Origin of the sequence: Halomonas sp. ISL-56 (assembly GCF_018612805.1) — a bacterium.
In the GTDB taxonomy this organism is placed as follows: Bacteria; Pseudomonadota; Gammaproteobacteria; order Pseudomonadales; family Halomonadaceae; genus Vreelandella.
In genome coordinates this window covers 90,408-112,614 of record NZ_JAGGRO010000005.1, presented here as the reverse complement: position 1 = coordinate 112,614, position 22,207 = coordinate 90,408, and the positions used below count along the sequence as shown (strand labels likewise).

The following is a 22,207-nucleotide window of genomic DNA, read 5'->3' as shown; positions in this document are numbered from 1 at the left end:
CCAGTACGTCATTAAGATAAGTGACTTATATACTACTCGATACAAAACTTGTTGACAATAACCTGCATAGTCCCGAATATTTATACCGATCGATACATATATTTCGCGCAATGCTCTGGGCGCCTGCTGCCCAGCGCTAAACTTTATCTTCGAAAGGGTATTTTTTGTGGACTACTCATCTATTCAGGCGGAATCGGCTGCGACCGATAAACTTCCCATGCCCGCACTGTTGGCCTTGGCCATGACGGGCTTTATTTGCATCGTGACAGAAACGCTGCCTGCGGGCTTGTTACCTCAAATCAGTGAAGGTCTCGGGATCAGCCAAGCGTTGGCAGGTCAAATGGTGACGGCGTATGCGCTGGGGTCGTTGTTAGCGGCGATTCCGTTGACGATTGCTACGCGTGGTTGGCGGCGACGTAACGTCTTGCTGCTCACCATTATCGGGTTCTTCGTTTTTAACTCGGTCACGGCGCTATCCAGTACCTATGGCCTAACGTTAGTTGCCCGCTTCTTTGCGGGTGTTGCCGCCGGGTTGGCTTGGAGTCTTCTCGCTGGTTATGCGAGACGTATGGTCGCTCCGCATCAACAAGGGCGTGCAATGGCCGTAGCGATGGTCGGCATCCCCATTGCGTTGTCTCTAGGGGTGCCTCTTGGAACTTACATGGGGTCGGTCGCTGGCTGGCGTACCGCTTTCTGGGTCATGTCCGCTTTGACGCTTATGTTGATTGTATGGGTCATTGCCAAGGTTCCTGACTATCCCGGACAGTCCGCCAGCGAGCGTATGCCATTGCGAAAAGTCTTTACCACACCTGGCGTGCGGCCAGTGCTTGCCGTGGTCTTAACGTGGATGCTGGCCCACAATATTCTCTATACCTACATTGCGCCGTTTGTGGGGTCGGTGGGACTCGGCGAACGGATTGATCTGGTGCTATTAACCTTTGGTGCAGCGTCGCTTGTCGGTATTTGGATTGCGGGAAAACTCGTGGACAGCCATTTGCGGGTCACGGTACTCGCAAGCCTTGCCGCCTTCGCGATAACCGCCTTCATCTTTGGTTTGAATACTCAAAATCCTGTTGTCGTCTACACCGGCGTTGCGGTTTGGGGCGTCACCTTCGGCGGTGCTGCCACACTGCTGCAAACCGCGTTGGCCGATACTGCTGGAAGTGGCGCCGATGTGGCGCTTTCCATGAATGTGGTGACATGGAACGCTGCGATTGCTGGCGGTGGAGTAGCTGGCGGTATGCTTCTTAATTCATGGGGTGTCGGTGCTTTCCCCTGGGCTCTGGTGGTCTTGCTTGGCGCCGCCTTCATCATCGCTTGCGCGGCTAGTTCACATGCTTTCAAACCGGGCCGCCGAAATGGAGAAACCCAGGTTGTTGGGCATTGAATCTGGGTTGCTGGACTTTCGCCATCTTCGATGCTCTGGCCATCGTTGAAGCGGCAGGCTTGGCGCTAGATGAAGTGGCGACGCTACGCATTGAAGGTAAGCGCTTATCTGCTTTAATTTCTGTATTCCCGCTTCACGCATAAAAAGAAAGGGCAGTCTAAGTGACTGCCCTCTCTATTCTAAGAATCCACCTTACTGGCCTATGAGTCGGATATAAACCTTAATCGGCTCATAATATGATTTGAATAGATGGGCAATCGGCTCATCTATATTTGGGAACAGCGCAACGGGCCGCCTTTTTAACCGAGCAACTTTTTTTAACCAAGCAACTGTGCCCGCGCAGACTCAAAGCCTTCACGAAACGCGCTATGTTCGGCTCCAAGGCCTTCAATGCAATAGCTGTTCAAAAACTGTCGGCCGGCAAAGAGCTTCCGGTCAGTCTCGGTCAGCTTGGCTTCCTCGCAGAGCTCCTTCCATTCACTGGCAATCGTTGCGAGTTGGTTATCGATGATGCTCTTGGCTTCTTTTTCATTGAGCAAGAAATCAGGCGCGGCCGTGAGACAGTTATGCAGCGTACTCATACGGTTTTCACCCTTGATCAGCATTGCCTGTGTCGCCTCGTTGCCGGTTCTCCCTTGTGGGCAGATATCATAGGCAGGGGTCAAGGTAAGCATCTCGCCGTCCCAGAATGCGGCATGGTTGCGAGCATGGTCGTCCGTATTGCCGCATAGGATATTAAAAACGATCCGTCCGTACAGCTCTTTCAGCGTTTCCTTTGGCTTGGTGAAGCGGTGACGGATGATCTCGGCAAGATCTTCATAAGACGCATAGCGCGCCATCATTTCGTCAAGGCCAAGCATCGTCAGAGCCGACACCATTGCTCTACGCTGCCAGCCAGCCTCTGATTTGAGGCGGTCAAAGCGTTCTATGAGCAGCACGTCTTTGCCAGCAGCCGAGATCATCGAGATAGGGGCAACATTGAGGTTACACAAAGCCGCGAGCTTCATGGCGATAAATTCCGCCTTCACGACGCTGTAAATGTCCGTGCTTGAAGAGAACTTGGCGATTGTTTTGTGTTCGCCGTTATCGATCAGGGCTTTGGGGCGGGCGCCGCCGATCGATGTGCCGTGGTTCAACGCCTGTTCGAGCGCGGGTGTCAGTGGGGCGCCTTGCTCGATCCGTTCGGCTGCTTCCAGCAATTCCTCATAGGATGCTTCTGCTTTGAGGCGGGGAACGTATTCCGTGGCGGAATGCTGAAAATCGAGTGCACCGATTCGATCCGATCCCGACTCAAGCAAGTAGGTGAGTTCGTTGATGTCGCTGGTTTCGGTCTCGGTTGCCTTGGCACCCATCAGACGGTTGATGATAACCCTGCGGCCCCAAGCATCTGGCGAGCCATCACGAAGGCAACTGGCCATTGCCAAGCCAGCGGCCGGTTCGATCAGGCCGCGGCGGAGCGGAAGCTCTGAGTCATAGATGGGTATTGCGGCATCACGCTCCAAATAGCTGGCGCCATAGTTGAAGCCATAGTTGTTCCCGTTCTGTGTGATGCGGCCGGCCACGACGGGGTGCGTTTCTCCAGGCAGCCAAATCCAGACATAGGCCTCTTTGTGGTCAGTAAGCTTAGAAATCATCATCGACCTCCTGCTTACTATGGCGGACGCTCTTAGGTAGCAGCGTTAGTTTTTCTTCTAGATGGGCGTTGTTCATCGCGAGTGTCCGTTCGTCAACATCGAACAAACGGACGCCGACGAGTGCGGCAACCTCGAAGACGGTGCCGATCTCAGAACCGGCTTCGCCATTTTCGATATTGCGGAGGGTTCTTCGGGTGATGCCTGCGCGTTCCGACAGTTCGGTAGCCGTAAGTTTGCGCTCCAAACGGCCAGCCTTGATCAGCTTGCCGAGGATCGAGAGCGCCTGTTTTGTGACGCGAGAGTAGCTGCGTGCCCGTTTCATTGCCGCACCATTTTTTGAGTACTTTAAGACCCTTAAGGATCTCTGTGAGCTTTTAACTGCTCATTATGAGCGAGCTTTGGTAATGTGCCAAGCTGATAAATCATTTATAAACCTTAAAGAACCCATAGGGCACTTTAAATGCTCGTGGTCGAGGTTGAGATGAAAAGACGTATTCATAAACTTACCTGCACTTTATCGGTTGGAGTCTTACCTACCATCACAATGCTTCTAGAGCATATCGATAGTTGCCAATATCGAAGCAGCATTGCTGGGCTATCGTGCCCGATAACTACTCTTATTGGTGCTCTTTCCCAGCCTCTTTGTGCTCTACTATCTGCACCTGTTATTCACGGAGGAAGCATTCATGGCCATAGGCGGCTTAATAGGATTACTGGATGACATTGCCGCATTGGCGAAGTTGTCCGCAGCATCACTGGATGATATCAGTGCCGCCGCTGGGCGGGCGACGGCGAAGGCGGCCGGGGTGGTGGTCGATGATACGGCGGTGACGCCGCAATATTTGCAGGGGGTAACAGCGGAGCGTGAACTGGCGATTGTGAAAAAGATCGCGCTGGGGTCGATCCGCAACAAGCTGATTTTTATCCTGCCGGTGGCGCTGCTGCTGAATCACTTTTTGCCTTCTCTCTTGCCGATCATATTAATGGTGGGCGGTACCTATCTGGCCTTTGAGGGCGCAGAGAAGGTCTGGCATAAGCTCTCCGGCGGGCATGATGACGAAAAACCAGCGGTAGAGAAGGGGCCGGAAGCCGAGAAAAAGATCGTGAGTGGCGCCGTTCGAACCGACCTGATTTTGTCTGCCGAAATCATGGTGATCGCACTTGCTACGGTCTCCCATCAAGGGTTCTGGTCACAGTTGACGAGCTTAGTGGTAGTCGCGTTTGTTATCACAATTTTGGTGTATGGCGTGGTAGCGCTGTTGGTCAAAATGGACGATATCGGCCTGACGCTTGCCCAGCAGGATAATTCGGCCATACAGACACTGGGCCGTGGCCTGGTGACGGCCATGCCCAAAGTGCTGGCGACCATCTCGGTGGTGGGCACCATCGCCATGCTTTGGGTAGGTGGGCATATTTTAATGGCTAATCTGGGTGCTGATGGTACGGGTTGGTACAACGCGCCCTATGAGTGGGTACACCATATTGAGCATGGCATTAGCGAGGCAACGGGTGCCTTCGGCGGCATACTGGGTTGGAGCTTCAATACGCTGTGCTCTGCGGTGATTGGCTTTGTGGTGGGCTCGATGGTGGTGGGGGTGCTGCACCTACTTCCTACGAAGAAGGCGCATGCTGAATAGGTGTGGGCCGTGAAGTGCATATGTAATCTCTTGTTGAGCAACCATCTTGACACCATCGCCCACGTTAGCAAACTGCGGCGGTGCCGTCTGAAACCAACGACGTTTTTGGCTGATTTGCTGTATTGGGTAAGCTGAATGTGTTCTTACCTATAAGCCTTCATACTGTGATCCATTGCCGCAGCACATTCACAACAACCGGTGTATAGGGCGCTAATCGGCCAACTTGAGGGGTAGAGAGGTTGTCAATCAGCATAAGCAGTAACTCGTCATCCTCTAGCCCCTCGTCAGGGTCTACACCATTCTCCAATAACAAGCTGTGAGTGAGGTATTTACGCTTTTCTATCAGGCATTCGTCGCTATCCTGACATTGAGATTCAACTGGCGACGTCGACACGGCCAGTTACCGAATTTAGTGGCCATTCGACATTGCGCTGCAAACCAACGGACGACCCAGCGGCAGCCACGCCGCTGAGCCTCAATGCGTTACTTAACCATCGACTACTGCACCACCATGCGGAACCGCCGGATTGGCTAGAGTGGGATGGCTGGTTTCGTGCCATGGGGTACTTTGAACTCTCATCATCGGAGAGTGCTGTGTTCGATAGTTACCCACTGCTACTGCAAGCGGCTGTCGCGGGGCACGGTATTGCCTTGGGGTGGCAACGGACGACGCAGCGTCTAATTGAAAGTGGCGGGCTCATTGAACTCTGTTGGCTGCCCCCCAAGTGCATCTTGGCGAAGAGTTCTTATGTCGCGCGCAGGGGGCGCGCCAAACAGCCGAGAATACTCTCGACTGAATTGCGACAGGCTCTCGTAGCCAACCGATAAAGCGACGGCGGTGACTCCACCTGGTTCAGTGAAGAGCATTCTGCGAGCTTCATAGAGTCTGATCTGTTTTTGATATTGAAGGGGCGACAATCGAACCGTCGCTTTGAAACGTCGATGAAACGCCGAAGGGCTCATATTCACTGTCGCCGCCAGTTCCTCAACTCGGAATGCCGTTGCGTAGTTTTTGCGAATCCATGTGATAGCACTCCGGATTTGGAAAAATCGATCGTCGATGCCTGCTATTTGTCTTAGCACTGCACCTTGTGGGCCGCGTAGCATTCGATACAGGATCTCGCGTTCGATGAGAGGCGCGATTAAGGCTATATCCTCCGGATGATCGGTAAGGCGAACCATCCTGTACCAAGCATCAGCAAGATCGTCACTCACCCGGTCAATGCAGAAACCTCTCGTCTCAGACATGCTCAAAGGATTATCAACCTTGCACAACATCTCTGTGACTAAAGCTCGGTCAAGAGATAGGCGCAAAGCCAGATAGGGAGTGGTCGGACTCGACTCCACGACTTCCCCGATCACTGGCAGCTCGACGGATGTAACAAAGCTTTGGCCCGCTTGATAGTTGACGACCTGATCTCCGATGACAATTCTCTTGCTACCTTGCAGGATCAGGCTAATCAGGGGTTGATAGATCTCTGGAAAAAGCTCGGTGGGTTCGCAAACCCGGAGAATATCCAAACGAGGGATATGAGTCTGGGTAAGCACGGATTTCGCGCGTTTCTCTACAAGAGACCTTAGTTTTTCAATCGAATTATTCATGTCATTAGTTCTAGCATGGCTTGCGCTGCGCATCCATGCATTAAGCAGGAATGTGCATTTTATAGGCTGAAATAGACACGCCACCGTTTAGGTGCCCTGTTATAAATATTGACGGTTCAGTTGGACTCTTTAATGGACGCTCTAGCGTTACAGTTATGGTTATTTTCACAACGTCACATCTTTCAGAAAGGGAATGCGCTATGGAGCTTAAAAATTCGGTCGTCCTCGTTACAGGCGCTTCATCAGGTATTGGTGAAGCGACAGCACACGCGGTCGTTCAAGCGGGCGCGCGTGCTGTGTTGTTGGCGAGACGTCAAGACCGGCTCGACGATTTGGCGCTAGAACTGGGAAGTGATGTGCTTGCCATACCCTGCGACGTCACCAGTCCAGCCGAGGTTCAAAAGGCTGTCCAGATCGTGCAGGAAAAATATGGCCGAATCGATGTCTTGATCAACAATGCGGGGCAGGGGCTATATGCCACGATTGAAGGCATCTACATTGACGATTTTCGGGGACTGCTCAATCTCAATACAGTGGCCCCACTGATTATGATGCAAGCGGTGATCCCTCTGATGCGCGCACAAGGAGCTGGATGCATCGTCAATGTTAGCTCGGGCGCGACCTTAGCGACTTACCCCGGTTCGGCTGCTTATACGAGCTCAAAGTCAGCACTCAACATGATCTCGAAAGTTGCACGGCTTGAGCTGGCGGATGCGGGCATCACCGTCTCGTTGATACACCCCTTCATGACAGCGACCGAGTTCTATGGCTCGGTGAAATCAGGCCTGAACACCGCACAGGAGCAAGCGGTGGGGGCAACTTCGATAGCTCACCCACCGTCATTGGTCGCGCACATGATCGTCAACCTTATCAGGACGGGCGACGAAGAGACTGATCTTGTCCCGAAAGAATATGGTGGAAGTTTCGATGGCTAAAAAGGGCCACTAACGCAGTGGTAAAACCGAAGGCAGCGCCCCTGATAGCTGTACGGTTCGCCTACGATCTGGCAGCTTGCCTGCACCGCCGAAAAGTAAATCCGCACCATGATGTGCCCTTTAGCACTGAGTTGGTGCGGATTTCCTGAGTGACAAGCTCAGCAACCCGCAGAATTCCGTATGTTTAAATGTGGCATGATATTTGCTTGGTATATTAAGTAAGTAAACAGTTACTTAATTCGCTCCATGAAGAAGCACTTTCTGAGTGGGCGCAATGGCAAGGATCACACCATGAAAAAGCAATTTAAGAACATGAAGTTGAAGGCTCTCGCGTGTAGTTTCGCGTTGGGCGCTTTGGCACATACTGGTATGGCAAGCGCCGATATTAATATCAAGTTTCACCATGATTTGCCTGAAGATAGTGCACAACACCTGGCGGCTGAGCGCTTCAGGGACATTGTGGCGGAGCGAAGCGGCGGTGAGATTTCAGTCGAAATTTTCCCCAACAACACCCTCGGTGATGATGTCGAAGTCACCCAGCAGTTGCAGATGGGGGCTGTGGAAGCAGCGATTATTCCGACCGCCAAGCTATCGGGCTTTGTTCCCGCCATGCAGATCGTCGACCTGCCTTTCTTGTTCCCTTCTCCCGAGGTCGCCCACACCGTTCTCGATGGGCAGGCCGGTGATGACCTATTGGCAACGGTAGAGCAGGTGGGACTGAAGGGGGTGACGTTCTGGGAAAGTGGTTTTAAGCAATTTACCTGTGACCAACCGGTTAACGGCCCCGAAGATTTCGAAGGCCAAAAGGTACGCGTGATGCAAAGCCCTATCATCATGGAGCAGTTTAAGGCGATGGGCGCTAACCCAGTGCCGATTGCCTTCGGCGAAACCTACAACGCGCTGCAACAACGCATTGTCGACTGCCAGGAAAATCCGCTGGTATCGATTACACAAATGAAATTTTATGAAGTGCAGTCCGATGTGATCATCAGCAACCACGCTTATCTGGCCTATGCATTCCTGTTTAGCCAGCGTTGGTTCGATAGCCTAAGCCCTGAAAATCAAGCTCTATTGACGGAGGTTGCCCGTGAAACCACCGCATTTCAGCGTGAAGAAACCGCCCGCCGTGAGGCAGATTACATTGCCACTATCGAAGCCAGTGGCACTAACGTCAGCACATTGGATGATGCCCAACTGAGCGCTTTCAGAGAAGCAACGGCGCCGGTACACGAGGCGTTTGCCAGTGACATTGGCGCAGATCTAATGACGGAGTTCGAGCAAGCTATCGCTGATACCCAATAGTCGCGCGTCACCCATTAAGGGCTGATCGGTTATCCCTTTGGCCCTTTCTTCCCCTTTGTTTTCATCGCTGGTGGAGTCCGCTATGCGCAAACTTGATCGCCTAATATCGCGTGCCGAGGAGGTTTTGATTGGCCTGCTGATTTTATCTGCCTCTTTCATTCTTTTCGCCAACGTCATTGCACGCTATGTGTTCAACGATGGCTTTTCATGGGCGGAGGAGTTGGTTCGTTACCAAATTGTATGGATGGTGCTGCTTGGCGCGAGCGTTGCTGCGCGGCAAGGGATCCATATTGGCATCGATATTCTGCACAGGTTTAGCCCTCCACTGTTGGCGAAATGGATAGCGTTGCTCGTTCATGCGGTTTCTATCGCTTTTTGCCTCTTCCTGGTGTTTTACGGTTTCCAGTTAACGGAGCAAACCCATCGGTTTGGTCAGGTGAGCTCTGCTCTGCAAGCGCCCATGTGGATCGTTCAGTTGGCCATTCCAGTGGGCGCTCTTTTAATGGGCATTCGCTTTACCCAGCATTTCTTCCGGACGTTGCTGGGTAGAGAGCAAGCCTCTGCCCACCTTGATCAAGTTGGATAAAAGCATGGTTATCACATTCCTGGTTCTATTGGCTGTGTTGATGTTAGTGGGAACGCCCATCTTTATTGCGTTGGCGGGTTCCGTCACGGTAGCGATGGGGAGTTTTAGCCATATTCCTTTGGCCATCGTGGCCGAGCGCTTGTTTGCCGGGTTGGATAAGTTTCCATTGATGGCGATTCCCTTTTTTATTCTCACCGGTAGTTTGATGAGTGCGGGTGGTTTATCGCAGCGGATCATCCGCTTGGCTAACTTGTTGGTGGGGCGTTTTACCGGTGGCATGGGGATGACGGCGGTATCAGCAAGTATGTTTTTTGGTGCTATTTCCGGATCGAGCCCGGCCACGGTGGTGTCGGTGGGCTCATTGCTCTATCCGGCCATGCGCAAGGAGGGGTATTCCGGTCAATTTTCGATTGGCGTGCTGGTGTCTGCCGGTTCATTGGGCATCATTATTCCGCCTTCGGTCGTAATGATCGTCTACGCGGCTGTCACTGGGGTATCAGTGGGTGCGCTGTTCATGGCGGGAGTGGGAGCCGGTTTATTATACGCCGCCTGTTTGCTGCCTTACTGTTGGTATCGCGCCAAGAAAGACGGTGTCACCCCCATGAAGCCGCCAAGTTGGGGCGAAGTGTTGCTGGGATTCAAAGATGCTTCGTGGGGGTTAGGGGTTCCTCTCGTCGTTTTGGGTGGGATTTACCTGGGTATCTTTACGCCCACTGAAGCCGCTGCTGTGTCAGTGGTGTATGCACTGCTGGTTTCAGCGCTGGTCTATCGTGAGAAGAGCTTTGCAGCGTTATTCCAAAGCATGATTGAAGCGGCGACCACAACAGCTCAGGTAATGATTATTCTCGCTGCTGCGTCAGTGCTGGCGTGGTTTCTTTCCAGTAATGGGTTAGCGGCGATGTTAGCCAACGCTATCCTGTCGTTATCCGAAAATCCGTACCATATCTTCCTGCTGATCAACGTGACGGTGCTGATTGCCGGCATGTTTCTTGATGCTTCTTCCATTATGGTGATTCTTGCTCCCCTGTTTTACACGGTGGGCATACGCGTTGGTATTGACCCTGTCCACCTGGGGGCAGTGCTGACCGTGAACGGGGCGATTGGCATGTTCACGCCGCCGTTTGGCCTCAACTTATTTGTGGCAGGCACTATCAGCGGCGTCGATTACGTCCAGGCGGTACGTGGTGCCTTGCCCTTTATTGGCATTGCTCTGTTTGCCTTGATACTGCTGACCTATATTCCTGCGATCAGTATGTGGCTACCCAATATGGTGTATGGCGGCTAAACAGCCCAAATAAGGAGGGTAGCAATGGCTATTAGTACAACTTCATCAGCGTTGGCGCATTCCCTTGAGGGGGTGGTGACCAGTCCCCATACGCTGGCAACAGAAGCGGGTCTTAAGGTACTTCGACAAGGGGGCAACGCGGTTGAAGCGGCGATCACCATGGGGGCCTGTCTGTCGGTAACCTATCCGCATTTTACCGGCCTTGGCGGCGATGCCTTCATGATCATTGCGGATGCAAAGGGTGGTGTTCAAACCCTGTCAGGCATTGGCCAGGCGCCACAGGCCAAGTTGGAACTGTCCGGTAAATTGCCCGCGCGGGGGCCTGGTTCCATGTTAACCACGGCTGCCACGGTCGATACCTGGGGGCAGGCGCATGAGATTTCCCGTCAGAGCTGTGACGGCCAAATGGGTTGGGCAGCGCTGTTGGAGCCAGCAATACAGCTAGCTAGGGAAGGCTTCCCAGTGACGCCATCGCAGCGCTTTTGGCTTGATTTTCGTCGCGATGAGCTGTCGATGATGCCAGGCGTACGAGAGCACTTTATGGCAGGCGGGAAGATTCCCGATGATGGTGAAAAACTGTACCAGCCACAGCTGGCCGCTTCACTACAGTCCATTGCGACCCACGGCTACCGGGATTTCTATGAAGGGCAGCTGGGGGCGAAAATCGCCGCTGGGCTGGCAGTGGCTGGGTCTCCACTCACGGCCACTGATTTGGCGGCTACCCGAGCACGGATAGAAACGCCGCTGTCGGTGCCCTACCGGGGTGGCGAGCTGCTGGCCCATCGGCCGCCCACCCAGGGGATGACCACGCTGGAAATCATGGGCATTCTGGCGCGTTTCGATCTCTCTAAAATCGAGGAGGGCAGCGCTGATTATTACCACCTGTTGGTCGAAGCGGTTAAGCGTGCTTTTCTGGATCGTAATAGCCACTTGGCTGATCCTGACTTCTCGTCGGTGCCTTGCGACCGGTTGCTATCGCCTGCCCATCTTGATGCTGAGGCGGCAAAAGTGGAGGCGGATAAAGCATTGGATTGGCCCTTCGCTTACCAGCATGGCGATACGGTATATCTGGCGGCCGCTGATCGTTTCGGTAATGCCGTTTCGATGCTGCAGACGATTTATTACGACTGGGGCAGCGGCGTCAGTGTCGGTGATACGGGGATTTTGTGGCATAACCGCGGCGCGGCGTTCAGCCTTGATCCTGCTCATCCGAATGCGCTTGCCCCCGGAAAGCGACCTTTCCATACCCTGAATCCGGGTATGTATCGTGTCGATGGTAAGCCGCGTTTACTTTACGGTACGCAAGGCGCTGATGGACAACCGCAAACCCTCGCTGCCGTGCTGACCCGCTTGATAGACTATGGCATGGATCCACTTAGTGCGCTGAAAGCGCCGCGCTTTCTACTGGGGCGAACCTTTTCAGATGGCCGTGATACCTTAAAACTGGAGCAGGATGCGGGAGATGCTATTTTCGCTGAATTGACCCGGCGTGGTCATCAGATGAGCCCGCTCCCCGTACAGAGTGCCCTGGCTGGCCACCCCGGCGCGGTCGTTATCGACCCGGCGAAAGGCTTTTATGCGGCTCATGACCCTCGCAGCGATGGCATCGCGTTAGGGCTATAGCGCCAATAGAAACAAGGATGTGTACATGACAAAAAGCGATACGCTCGATGTGAAACAGAGTGCCCGTACCCGGGGAAAAATCCGCCGTAATGCTCATGAAACACGCGAGCGCCTGCTTCAAGCGGCGACTCAAGAGTTTTCCGAGCGCGGCTACGATGGCGCTCGCATGGAACGTATCGTGCGTGCAGCCGATTGTAATGTGCGCATGGCTTATCACTACTTCAATGACAAGGAAGGTCTTTATCTGGCTGTTCTCGAACGGGTTTATGAGGAGTTGCGCGCCAAGGAGCAGGAACTCAATCTAAGCAATCTTGAGCCTGTTGCGGGTATGCGCGCGCTGGTCGAGTTTACGTTTGATCACATGGCCGAGCATCCCGAGTTCACCAGCTTGGTACGCAATGAAAATCTGCTCGGTGGGCGCATGCTGCGTAAATCGAGCAAGGTCGTCCAGCAAACGACGCCGCTCGTGGGCATGATCCGGGACACTCTCGAGCGGGGTGAGGCGGCAGGGATGTTCCGCCCGGCAGTGGATCCCACCCAGCTCTACATTTCGATTTTGTCGCTATCCATCACCCACATCAATCAACGCGATACGCTATCTATCATCTTTGAGCAGGATCTGGCTGATCCGGGCTGGCTTCTTGAGCGGCGTGCCCATGCGGTCGAGATGGTGCTTTCCTATTTATGCGTTGAGTCCAAGATGTCCCAGAACTAAGAGCCACGTCCTCTTCAAGGGGCCCATGTGTAATGGGATGGGGTATTAAGGCTTTGCTGTATAAATAAACAGTTTTTGTGCTAAGGTTTACTTAATCTCTAATGATAAGCGCGCTTGAGTATTTGCTCTGGTAGGTGAAGGTGCATGTTGCTGCATTAAGTGATGCTTGCTTTTGGGATGCATAAGGCTTGATGTAAACCTGGAGGAAACACTGATGAATGACCAGCAAATACAGATATTTACCAGTGAAGATGGGCAAGCACACCTAGAGGTGACCCTGGAGCAGGAGACCGTTTGGTTGAGTCAAGCGCAGATGGCCGAGCTTTTTAGCACTAAGCGCCCGGCAATTACCAAGCACTTGAGTAACATTTATAAGAGCGGGGAGCTGGATGAAGACAGCACATGTTCCATTTTGGAACATATGGCTGAGCATGGGCAAAGATATCGCACCAAACACTACAATCTTGATGCGATTATTTCGGTGGGGTATCGGGTCAGCTCCAAGCGTGCCACCCAGTTCCGCAAGTGGGCCACTCAGGTGTTAAAAGACCACTTGGTTCACGGCTATACCTTGAACCAGCGGCGCTTAGCCGAGCGTGGCATAGAGTTTGAGCAGGCGGTGAGTTTACTTAGCCGAACCTTGACCAATCAGGGCTTGGTTTCAACAGAAGGCGAGGCCGTAGCGGGTGTGATTAGCGATTACGCTCGTTCCTGGAGCCTGCTGCAGGGCTACGACGAGCAACAATTAGCTGAGCTAAACATTAAGCAGCCCGGTATGCACTCGCTAGAGTTGGAAGAAGCGGCATTCTTCGTTAAGCCAACGCCAGCAACTCGCGATTGTGCTACCGCAAGCTCAAGCTGTGTTGGGGTGCCGCGCTCTATCTCTGGCTCTTTGCCTGGTGGGTTGGCGCTTACCATGTAGAAGTCATCGTCTGATTCTATGCAGTTTGCTCAACCCCGCTTTCTATTCGATTGCCTTGATGGCATCAGTCGGTATCATATTGTTGATAGTGTCCATCATTATGTCCTGTTACCGCGAGCTTCTATGACCCAATCTAAAACGCCGTTTATTGTGGTGCTAAGCTTGGCATTGACCATGATGCTGGGCCCGTTTTCCATGGATACGTACCTTCCGGCCTTTCCGGTCATCGGCGAATCGCTGGGGATTTCTCAGCAGTCGGTATCGTTGAGTGTGTCGGTGTATGTCTTTGCGCTGGCGTTGGGTCAGTTAATAGGCGGTGCGCTTTCAGATCGCTACGGACGGCAGCGGGTTCTGATGAGCGGGCTGGTGATTTTTGCGTTCTCAAGCATTGCCATTGGGATGTCGGATTCCCTGAACTCCCTGCTCGGTGGGCGGGCAATTCAAGCCATTGGCGCCGGTTTGACCCTGGTATCGGTGCCGGCGTTAGTGCGCGACAGAGTGGCGGGCCGCGACGCCGCGAAACTGTTCTCGATGATGGGCTTTATCATGGTGTTGGCGCCGGGCATTGCGCCGAGCGTGGGCAGCGCGATTCTGTTGTTGGGCTCCTGGCACACTATCTTCTTCGTCTTGGCGGCATACGCGCTGCTGCTGGTGCCATTGCTGGTGCGGGTGCTCTTCACCGGCACGGGCAAGGTGTCGCGAACGAAAAGCCCTCAGATGAGCCTGCTGGCGCGTTACAAACTGGTGCTGTCGACAAAGCCAGCCCTGCCGTTCATCGTTTGGCAGGCCGCTTCTTTTTCTACCCTGATGATGTTTATCACCTACGCCTCCTTTATCTATCAGGGGCACTTCGGTCAGTCGCCTTCTAGCTTTTCGCTGCTGTTTGCAGCAAACATCGTCGCGATGCTGATCTTCAATATTCTCAATCGAATCCTGCTTTCCAGGTTGTCGTCGCTGCGCATCCTACAGTTGGCGACGGGCTGTCAGGCAGTGGGCATCGTCTTGTTGGTGATGGCGGCCTTCATGGAGTGGCCGCTGTACGCTTTCCTGCTTGCCATGATGCTGACCATCGGCTCGATAGGGGCGATCTCGCCGAATATACAGGCCTGCTTTTTAGAGTTCTTTCCCACCAGCAGTGGAACGGCCGCAGCACTGCTGGGTGCCGCCCAGTTCGGCATCGCTGGCATTCTGAGCGCACTGTCTGCCCTGCTGCCGCATACGCTTGGAGCGGTTATCCTGGCCATGGCCGCCTGCGGTTCTGTGGCGTATCTGATGCTTGCCCGCTCAATCATCAAAGGACGTGCCGCTGTCGAGGCGCGCTGAGTTAGGCCCTCCATGCCGCCCTAGCGGGATCATCATCGGCTTGCCGGTGACGGGGTCTTTGATGACGCGGCTTTCCAGGCCAAATACGTCGCGCACCATCTGTTCGGTCAGAATGTTTTCCGGCGGGCCTACCGCGTAAACCTTGCCGTTGGCCATGGCGACCAGTTGGTCGGCGTAGCGGGCGGCTAGGTTGAGTTCGTGAAGCACCATCACTATCGTGGTTCCGCGCTGCCGGTTGAGGTCGGTGAGAAGATCGAGCACCTCAATCTGATGGTTGATATCCAGAAAAGTGGTGGGCTCATCGAGCAGCAGCACATTGGTTTGCTGGGTAAGGGCCATGGCGATCCAGGCGCGCTGGCGCTGCCCGCCGGAGAGTTCTTCCACCGCGCACTCGGCCAGTTCCGTCATATGCGTGGCGGCCAGTGCTTCGGCGACGGCTGCTTCGTCGGCGGTGCTCCAGCGTTTAAACAACCCTTGATGAGGGTGACGGCCGCGGCTAACCAGTTCAAGCACGCTAATACCTTCCGGCGCGATGGGCGATTGGGGAAGAAAACCCAATTGTTGCGCCAGGCGTCGGGTGTTGAGTCGGTGAATGGCGTTGCCATCCAGCAACACCTCTCCTTGCTCCGGCGCGAGCAGCCTCGAAAGCACGCGTAGCAGTGTCGATTTTCCACAGGCGTTGGCGCCAACGATGGCGGTGGTATGTCCCGCTGAGACTGTCAGGTTAACGTCATTGAGGACTGTTCGCTCCCCGTAGCCTGCCACCAGGCCTTGGGCGAGAAGCGAGGAAGCGTTCATTGAGAGCCTCTGCTTTTATTTTCGCGAATAATCAGATAAATCAGGTAGGGTGCCCCCAGCACGCCGGTCACGATGCCTACCGGGTAGCGGGCGGGTAACAAAAACTGGCCCGCATAATCGCCCAGTAGAACGAGCAGGGCGCCCACCAGCGCCGAGGGAATGAGCAGCGAGCCGTTACGCGCCATCAGCCGTGCTGCAATGGGGCCGGAAAGAAACGCTACGAATGCCACCGGGCCTGAAACCGCCGTCGCAAAAGCCACCAGGGCCACTGCAGAGATCACCACGATGATTCGCGTAACGGCCAAGCGAACACCAAGCCCTGCGGCAAGATCGTCGCCCATGCGCAGGGTTTCAAGGTCGCGCTGGCGGCTTAACAGCAGCCCACCGAATAGCAGGAGGGCGACCAGCAGCGGCAGCGCCTGATCTAACTGAACGCCGTTGACGCTACCCGTTATCCAGCGCAGAGCTTCTTGCAGCGTCCAGCTGGGCGCGCGCATTAGTAGGTAGGCGGTAACGCTTTGCAGCATTGCGGCCAGGCCGATGCCGATCAGAATCAGCCGTCCGCCAGTTACCCCCTGGCGCCAGGAGAGCGCGTATATCAGCAGGGCGACGCCCAGCCCTGAGCCGATGGCCACCACTGAAACCGCCGGGCCGCTCAGCGAGAGCACCACAATGGCAAATACCGCGCCGGAGCTGGCGCCAGTGCTAATGCCAATGATGTCTGGGCTTGCCAGCGGGTTGCGCAGCATGGTTTGAAAGGCGATGCCGCCCAGACCAAAGCACGCGCCCACTAGCACCGAAACCACTGCCCGTGGTAGGCGAAGTTCACGCACAGTAAAACTAGCGCCCGGTACTTCTGCGCCGCTCAGCACGCGCAGCACCGTGGAAAGCGGCGTAAAGGACTGCCCCAGCATCAAGGTTAGTGCTACGCCCGCGAGTAGGCTGGTGGCCAGCAGAGTGATAATGCGAGTACGACGCTTGGTGTTTGCCCGACGAACTTGGCTAAAGTGGCTGATCTCGTTGAGAGACGGCTGGTTCATAGCGAACCTACTTTGCGGTTGCGCACAATCCAGATAAACACCGGCGCGCCGATAAAAGCCGTCACGATGCCCACGTCCAGCTCGGATGGATGGGCCACCAGCCGGCCTGCAACGTCTGAAAACGTCAGCAATACCGCGCCGCCCAGGGCGGAGAAGGGCAGCAGCCAGCGATAGTCGCCACCCACCAGCAGGCGGCAGGCATGCGGTACCACCAGCCCCACAAAACCAATCGGGCCACACACTGCGGTGATCGGCCCGCATAGCAGTACCGCGCCCAGCGCCGACATGGCTCTGGCCAAAGCCACCTTTTCACCCAGCCCGGCAGCGGTATCGTCACCTAGCGCTAGCAGGTTGAGCTTACGCGCCGCCAATAGCGTGATAGCAAACCCGGCAAGCAGAAAGGGCAGTACGGGCAGGATTTGGTTATAGGTGGCGCCGCCTACACCACCCACTAGCCAGGATTGCACCAGCCCGGCGATATCACCACGTGGGAGGATCACGGCGGTGACAAGCGAGCTTAGCGCTGCGGTGGTGGCAGCACCTGCAAGCGCCAGCCTCAGTGGTGTGGCTCCGCCCCGAGCTAGGCTGGCAATCGCGTAAACCGCGACGGCGGTAAGCCCGGCCCCAAAAAGCGCTGCCCAGATATAGTGGGTCGTCTCGTCGATGCCGAACCAGGCAATGCCAATCACCACCGCCAACGCCGCCCCAGCGTTGACGCCTAAAAGACCGGGATCAGCGAGGGGATTGCGGGTCAGGCCCTGCATGACGCCGCCGGAAATACCGAGCGCGGCCCCGGCAAGAATGGCAAGCAGGGTGCGTGGTAGGCGGCTAGCCACGGCGGCATCCCCAATGGTTTCAACATGCCCGCTCAGCGCGGCGGCTATTTCCGGCCAGCCTACCTCGCGGGCGCCGAACGCGACAGAGAGCATTAACGCAAGGATAAGCAAAGCCAACAGTAGTAAGCCGCCTGCAAAGCGAGTAGCCAATGTTTTGCGCGGCTTGCTGATGCTAAGTTTAGTCTCGGTGACGCTATTACTCTGACTTACGTGCGGCTTCGGAGAGCAGGTCTGCATAATCGTCCAGCAACCAAGAAATCGACATGGGGGTAGGGTTGGCCGCCGTGCCCAACGGGCTGTTGCCGAGCAGAACAACAGCGCCGTTTTCTACCACAGGCAGGCGGGAAGTGAGCGGGTGGGCTGAAAGCTGATCAATTAGCGGCTGGCCACCGTAGGTAACGAGAATATCCACATCATCGAGCTCATCGATTAGTTCAGAACTTATCTCGCCGGCAAATTTACCGGGCGTAGAGTTCTGTTTTACCACCTCGGGTGAGGTCAGCCCCAGGTCATGGAAAAACCGCACCCGTGCGTCGTTGTCGGTATAGAACGAAATGCGCCCCAGGTTGGTGGGATCAAGGTGGGTGACGAACATGGCCGTCTTACCCGCAAGGTCAGGGTGGTTTGCAGCGGTGTCGGCAATCTTCGCTTCAAGTCGTTCAATAAGCGCCTGGCCCTCTGCGGGCATGCCCATGCCTTCACTGTTAATCCGAATCATATCGCGCCAGCCGGTTGCCCAAGGGCCTTCGGTGTAGGCGACCACCGGGGCAATCTGGCTCAAGGTGTCATAGTCGGACTGGCTAAGCCCTGAGTAGGCAGCCAGAATCACGTCGGGCTGACGTTCGGCCACGGCTTCAAAATCGATTCCGTCGCCTTCATCGAATAGGGCAGGAGGCGCAGCACCAAGCTCTTCAAGCCGGGCTTCTACCCAGGGCAGTAGCCCGTTGCCATTGTCGTCACCAAAGTTGGCGGCAGCAAAGCCCACCGGCACCACGCCTAGCGCCAGCGGCACTTCGTGATTGGCCCAGGCCACGGTGGCTATCCGTTCGGGCTTTTTGGGCAGCACGGTAGTGCCCAGGGCGTGCTCAATCTCAAGGGGATATTGTTGCGCGCCGACCGGTGCCGCGCTGAGGCTGCAGGCAGCGATAAGCGCTACGCAAACGCCCAGACTTCTATGGAACAGTGCCATAGCGTTCTCCAAAAGCTAAAGACGTTGATAACGGACAATCCTCACCGCTAAGTAAGCATGCAGTGTCTGGATATATAACGGGTAGGCCGGGTGGCGCATGGTGTACTGCAATTCTTATCAAAAGTTCAACTAAATGATTGTGATTGACATTATCACTCTTGACTCGGGGATGCTAGCTTCGGATACTCTCCCGGCCTTTCAAAAGAAAACCACGAGGCGAGCAGAGTAGGTTTATTCATTTAAGGGATCTTCAACATGACTGATAGCAATAGCACAGTCCGGCGCAACGCAAGTCGGGTACGGTGGCAGCAGACCACTACCGCCATTCTGTGCGGCACGACGCTGGTGACTGTTCCCATGCTCGGGAACGCACAGGAAACCGGCGACGGCAGTGACGACAATGAGGGATATCGCCTCGCCCCCATTATCGTCAATGCCCAGGCCTACGCTGATGATGATGCCAATTCGATAGTCGCCCAGGAGCTGTGGGTGGGTGGCAAGGTCGCTACCAGTATCCTTGATACACCTGCTTCCGTGTCGGTGATCACTGAGAAAGAGATCGAGCAGCGCAACGCCTCCACCACCGAGGAAGTGCTGCAATATACCCCAGGGATTCTCACCGATTATTACGGCACCGATGACCGGAACGACTATTTCAAAATCCGCGGGTTCGAGGCCACCACTTACCGTGACGGGCTGACGCTAGGCTCAATGCGTGGTGTTCGTGAAGAGCCCTACGCCTACGAGCGCGTTGAAGTGTTGCGAGGCGCCAACTCCACTCTGTTTGGCCCGGCGGATCCGGGTGGCGCAGTCAACTTCGTGAGCAAACGACCAAGGTTTGAGCGTTTTGGGGAGGGCTATCTCTCCTACGGTTCATTCGACGCAAAAGAGGCCGGCGTTGATGTGGGTGACACGCTGAACGCTGACGAGACAGTGGCCTACCGGTTCACCGGCACTATCCGTGACAGCGATCGCGAATACGATCACTCCAAAGACAACAATGGCTTCTTGATGGGCGGTCTAGCCTGGGAGCCAACTGAGTACACCTCAGCGAGTGTTATTTTCGACTACCTGAAGCGTGACGACACCCCCAATAGTGGCGGTTATCCTCTCGATCGTGAGTACGATCGCAGCGACTTCTTTGGTGAGCCGGGTTTCAACTATCACGACGTTGAGCGCACCAGCATCACTAGCCAGCTTACCCATGATTTCAATAACGGCCTGACGTTGCGCGGTAACCTGCGTTACAGCGATCTGACCGACGACTTCGGCTACGTCTATATCACTGACTCTGCGGCGCGAGTTGGCAGCGTGGTGGATCGCGATTATTTTGGCTCCGACAGCGAAGCTCAGGAGTTGATCGGCAACGCGATCCTGCAGTACGACGCGCGTTTTGACCGGGTTGATAGCAGCACGTTGGTGGGTGTCGAGTATCGCGATGCTTCCACCGAAGACAGTTCGTTTTACGGGGATGCGACCTCAATTGATATCGCAAATCCCGTCTTTAGCGGTGCCCCGAGTAGCCTCAACGTCTATAGCAGCAATAAGCAGGACTTCACCACCGAGTCGGTCTTCCTGACCCAGAATTTGTCCTTCTATGATCGATTCATTGTGACCGCGGGCGTGCGCAACGACTCGATGGATGTGTCCAGCACCAACATGGCCGGCGTCACCGATTCCGATGACTTCTCTGAGACCTCGCTCCGCGGTGCATTGACCTATCGCGTCACCGACGAAATTTCGACCTATATCAGCATGGTAGAGTCGGTCGCACCGCCTACGATTGGCGTTGAGCCAGAACGGGGCGAACAGTACGAAATTGGTGCGAAATACGCCCCCTTTGGAACCAATGCGCTGTTCTCGGCGGCTATCTATGACCTGACTCGGGATGACGTCACTATCGCGGTTGTACAGGACAATGGCGTTATCGAACGGGAAACCGTGGGTGAATCCCGGGTGCGGGGCCTTGATCTGGAAGCGAAGGCTGAGTTGACCGATAGCTTCAGCTTGGCTGGTGGTTACTCCTATATGGAGTCAGAAGTGGTGCGCGACAGCAACGCCGCCAGAGAGGGCAATGAGTTTACTGCTGCACCCAAACATACGGCTTCTCTATGGGGCTACTATACCTTGCCAAGCCAGGATATGAGTGTTGGTCTCGGCGCCCGCTACGTTGGCTCTTACTACTTTGATGTCGCCAATACGTCCAAGAGCAGTGCAGCAACGCTGTTTGACGCGGCCTTCAGCTACCAATTAACCCAAGACGCCGATCTGGCCGTCAATGTTAGCAACTTACTCGATGAGCAGCATGTGGTCGGTTCCAGTACGGCCGACTACTATAATCCAGGTCGCGAAATCAGCGCCAAAGTGAGCTATCGCTGGTGAGGTAACAGTGCTGGATAAGTCAGCCGACTGATGCATTTGGCAACTAAGGCAATAATCGAAACCCCCGCTTTTACAGACGGGGGTTTTGCTTTTTAGGCTTCGGTTAAGCCATCAACGATAAAGACGCGGTAGTCGGCACCTTGAAAGCGGTGCTTGCGGGCTTCCTGGTAGGCGGGGCTGTCATACCAGGCACGGGCGGCGGCCATATCCGGGAAGCGCAGGATCACTGCCCCTTCCATGGCGCTGCCTTCTAGTACTTCAAAATCACCGTAGAACGCGAGCGGTTGCGGGTCGTGACCTTCACGAGCGGCTTTGGCTTTCTTGCCATAGCGCTCCATCTCTTGAGCGTCGTGGGTGTGTTCGCGGGTCAGTACGACATAAGCGGGCATTAAATTCTCCTGTGGTAGACGTTTAGCAATCAGCTAGAGCATATCATCGCCCACTAGTGGAGCCACATTAGAAAGACCGCTATTCAGCTTTACTGTGAGAGGGGGATACGTCTGGCTCTAACTCAATCACAATTTCATGCTCGCGGCGTTCTTTTTCCAGTGTTGCCAAGGCAATCTGGTAGCAATCTTCAACATGGCTGTTACCCATGTACTTCATGGCTGTAAAGCTAATACCACCTGCTACAGCGCTACCGACAAAGGGAACGAACTTAGCAACACCTTTGGACGCTACCTTGACGCCCATATTGCGTAGCAACATTACGATGAGTTTTTTGGTGATGTATTTCCCGGCCAATTTGCTTCCGGTATTTGAAATGGCGGTCATCACAAAGAGCTTTGATGGGGTATCCAGACCGTTGATTTGTTCTGGTGACAAGCCAAATTGTTCATTAATTTTGGGAATTAAACGCATCAATATGGCCACGTCTGAGCCAATATCCAACCCAGGGATCGGGATGATCGCGGTGCCCGCAGAAAGACTCGAACTCTTAGTGACCATTGAGTGACACGACTTTCTGATGGCGTCGAGTTCTTCTATTGATTCAATCATGATGAGATCCTT

Annotated in this window: 21 protein-coding genes and 1 pseudogene; 13 read left to right on the top strand and 9 right to left on the bottom strand. The window is 54.7% G+C overall.

The genetic code is table 11. From position 1 onward, the window contains the following. Positions 1-166: 166 nt before the first annotated feature. Both J7J49_RS04090 and J7J49_RS04085 read left to right on the top strand, forming a co-directional pair. Entirely contained in the window at positions 167-1,387 is a 1,221-nt protein-coding gene (locus tag J7J49_RS04090; RefSeq protein ID WP_215090406.1) for an MFS transporter, read from the top strand. After that, positions 1,384-1,530: a hypothetical protein gene (locus J7J49_RS04085; protein WP_215090404.1), complete on the top strand. Its 147-nt coding sequence runs from the start codon at positions 1,384-1,386 to the stop codon at positions 1,528-1,530. Before J7J49_RS04090 ends, J7J49_RS04085 begins: the two co-directional genes overlap by 4 nt. A gap of 174 nt (positions 1,531-1,704) precedes the next feature. Here J7J49_RS04085 and J7J49_RS04080 read toward each other — a convergent pair whose 3' ends face one another. Further along, positions 1,705-3,024, bottom strand: a complete 1,320-nt coding sequence (locus J7J49_RS04080; RefSeq protein ID WP_251048133.1) for a type II toxin-antitoxin system HipA family toxin — start codon at positions 3,022-3,024, stop codon at positions 1,705-1,707. Continuing rightward, positions 3,011-3,343 carry a helix-turn-helix transcriptional regulator gene (locus J7J49_RS04075; RefSeq protein WP_215090401.1) on the bottom strand — a complete coding sequence of 111 codons (333 nt, stop codon included), beginning with the start codon at positions 3,341-3,343 and terminating at the stop codon, positions 3,011-3,013. The genes J7J49_RS04080 and J7J49_RS04075 overlap by 14 nt, the downstream gene beginning before the upstream one ends. Before the next feature lie 364 nt (positions 3,344-3,707). Here J7J49_RS04075 and J7J49_RS04070 point away from each other — a divergent pair, with 364 nt between their 5' ends. Further along, positions 3,708-4,658, top strand: a complete 951-nt coding sequence (locus J7J49_RS04070) for a DUF808 domain-containing protein (RefSeq protein WP_215090398.1) — start codon at positions 3,708-3,710, stop codon at positions 4,656-4,658. A 426-nt stretch (positions 4,659-5,084) separates the two neighbouring features. Beyond that, a pseudogene (locus tag J7J49_RS04065) lies at positions 5,085-5,384 on the top strand (LysR substrate-binding domain-containing protein); the annotation flags it as partial. Here J7J49_RS04065 and J7J49_RS04060 read toward each other — a convergent pair. Further along, on the bottom strand, positions 5,337-6,260 hold the full coding sequence (locus J7J49_RS04060) for an AraC family transcriptional regulator (protein ID WP_251048132.1): 924 nt from the start codon (positions 6,258-6,260) through the stop codon (positions 5,337-5,339). The pseudogene J7J49_RS04065 and the gene J7J49_RS04060 sit on opposite strands and share 48 nt — an antisense overlap. 200 nt (positions 6,261-6,460) lie before the next feature. Here J7J49_RS04060 and J7J49_RS04055 point away from each other — a divergent pair, with 200 nt between their 5' ends. The 8 genes from J7J49_RS04055 to J7J49_RS04020 all read left to right on the top strand — a co-directional run bounded on the left by J7J49_RS04055 (position 6,461) and on the right by J7J49_RS04020 (position 14,951). Continuing rightward, positions 6,461-7,195, top strand: coding sequence for an SDR family oxidoreductase (locus J7J49_RS04055; RefSeq protein WP_215090394.1), 735 nt, complete (start codon positions 6,461-6,463; stop codon positions 7,193-7,195). 291 nt (positions 7,196-7,486) lie between these two features. Further along, entirely contained in the window at positions 7,487-8,497 is a 1,011-nt protein-coding gene (locus J7J49_RS04050; RefSeq protein ID WP_215090392.1) for a TRAP transporter substrate-binding protein, read from the top strand. A gap of 82 nt (positions 8,498-8,579) precedes the next feature. Beyond that, positions 8,580-9,083 carry a TRAP transporter small permease gene (locus tag J7J49_RS04045; protein ID WP_064232535.1) on the top strand — a complete coding sequence of 168 codons (504 nt, stop codon included), beginning with the start codon at positions 8,580-8,582 and terminating at the stop codon, positions 9,081-9,083. A 4-nt stretch (positions 9,084-9,087) separates the two neighbouring features. Then, positions 9,088-10,368 (top strand): TRAP transporter large permease, encoded by a 1,281-nt coding sequence (locus tag J7J49_RS04040; protein ID WP_215090390.1) that lies wholly within the window; start codon positions 9,088-9,090, stop codon positions 10,366-10,368. Positions 10,369-10,392: 24 nt separating this feature from the next. Next, positions 10,393-11,991, top strand: coding sequence for a gamma-glutamyltransferase (gene ggt, locus J7J49_RS04035; RefSeq protein ID WP_215090389.1), 1,599 nt, complete (start codon positions 10,393-10,395; stop codon positions 11,989-11,991). 25 nt (positions 11,992-12,016) lie between these two features. Next, entirely contained in the window at positions 12,017-12,706 is a 690-nt protein-coding gene (locus J7J49_RS04030) for a TetR/AcrR family transcriptional regulator (protein ID WP_215090387.1), read from the top strand. 214 nt (positions 12,707-12,920) lie between these two features. Further along, positions 12,921-13,628 carry a virulence RhuM family protein gene (locus tag J7J49_RS22410; RefSeq protein ID WP_251048131.1) on the top strand — a complete coding sequence of 236 codons (708 nt, stop codon included), beginning with the start codon at positions 12,921-12,923 and terminating at the stop codon, positions 13,626-13,628. 123 nt (positions 13,629-13,751) lie between these two features. Then, positions 13,752-14,951, top strand: a complete 1,200-nt coding sequence (locus J7J49_RS04020) for a Bcr/CflA family efflux MFS transporter (protein ID WP_215090385.1) — start codon at positions 13,752-13,754, stop codon at positions 14,949-14,951. On the opposite strand, the gene J7J49_RS04015 is transcribed toward J7J49_RS04020, so the two are convergent. The 4 genes from J7J49_RS04015 to J7J49_RS04000 all read right to left on the bottom strand — a co-directional run bounded on the left by J7J49_RS04015 (position 14,913) and on the right by J7J49_RS04000 (position 18,814). Beyond that, the gene (locus J7J49_RS04015) at positions 14,913-15,749 is read right to left on the bottom strand and encodes an ABC transporter ATP-binding protein (protein WP_215090383.1); all 837 of its coding nucleotides are present in this window, start codon (positions 15,747-15,749) and stop codon (positions 14,913-14,915) included. The genes J7J49_RS04020 and J7J49_RS04015 overlap by 39 nt on opposite strands. Then, positions 15,746-16,789 carry a FecCD family ABC transporter permease gene (locus tag J7J49_RS04010; RefSeq protein WP_215090381.1) on the bottom strand — a complete coding sequence of 348 codons (1,044 nt, stop codon included), beginning with the start codon at positions 16,787-16,789 and terminating at the stop codon, positions 15,746-15,748. Before J7J49_RS04010 ends, J7J49_RS04015 begins: the two co-directional genes overlap by 4 nt. After that, the gene (locus J7J49_RS04005; RefSeq protein WP_251048130.1) at positions 16,786-17,742 is read right to left on the bottom strand and encodes a FecCD family ABC transporter permease; all 957 of its coding nucleotides are present in this window, start codon (positions 17,740-17,742) and stop codon (positions 16,786-16,788) included. Before J7J49_RS04005 ends, J7J49_RS04010 begins: the two co-directional genes overlap by 4 nt. Positions 17,743-17,821: 79 nt before the next feature. Further along, on the bottom strand, positions 17,822-18,814 hold the full coding sequence (locus J7J49_RS04000; protein WP_215090377.1) for an iron-siderophore ABC transporter substrate-binding protein: 993 nt from the start codon (positions 18,812-18,814) through the stop codon (positions 17,822-17,824). A gap of 255 nt (positions 18,815-19,069) precedes the next feature. Here J7J49_RS04000 and J7J49_RS03995 point away from each other — a divergent pair, with 255 nt between their 5' ends. Beyond that, positions 19,070-21,196 (top strand): TonB-dependent siderophore receptor, encoded by a 2,127-nt coding sequence (locus J7J49_RS03995; RefSeq protein WP_215090375.1) that lies wholly within the window; start codon positions 19,070-19,072, stop codon positions 21,194-21,196. Between the two features lie 92 nt (positions 21,197-21,288). Here the strand turns inward: J7J49_RS03995 and J7J49_RS03990 are convergent, their stop codons facing one another. Further along, a complete protein-coding gene (locus tag J7J49_RS03990; RefSeq protein WP_064236097.1) occupies positions 21,289-21,585 on the bottom strand; it encodes a DUF1330 domain-containing protein in 297 nt (98 codons plus the stop codon). Positions 21,586-21,664: 79 nt separating this feature from the next. Next, positions 21,665-22,195, bottom strand: a complete 531-nt coding sequence (locus tag J7J49_RS03985) for a hypothetical protein (protein ID WP_215090373.1) — start codon at positions 22,193-22,195, stop codon at positions 21,665-21,667. Positions 22,196-22,207 lie beyond the last annotated feature (12 nt).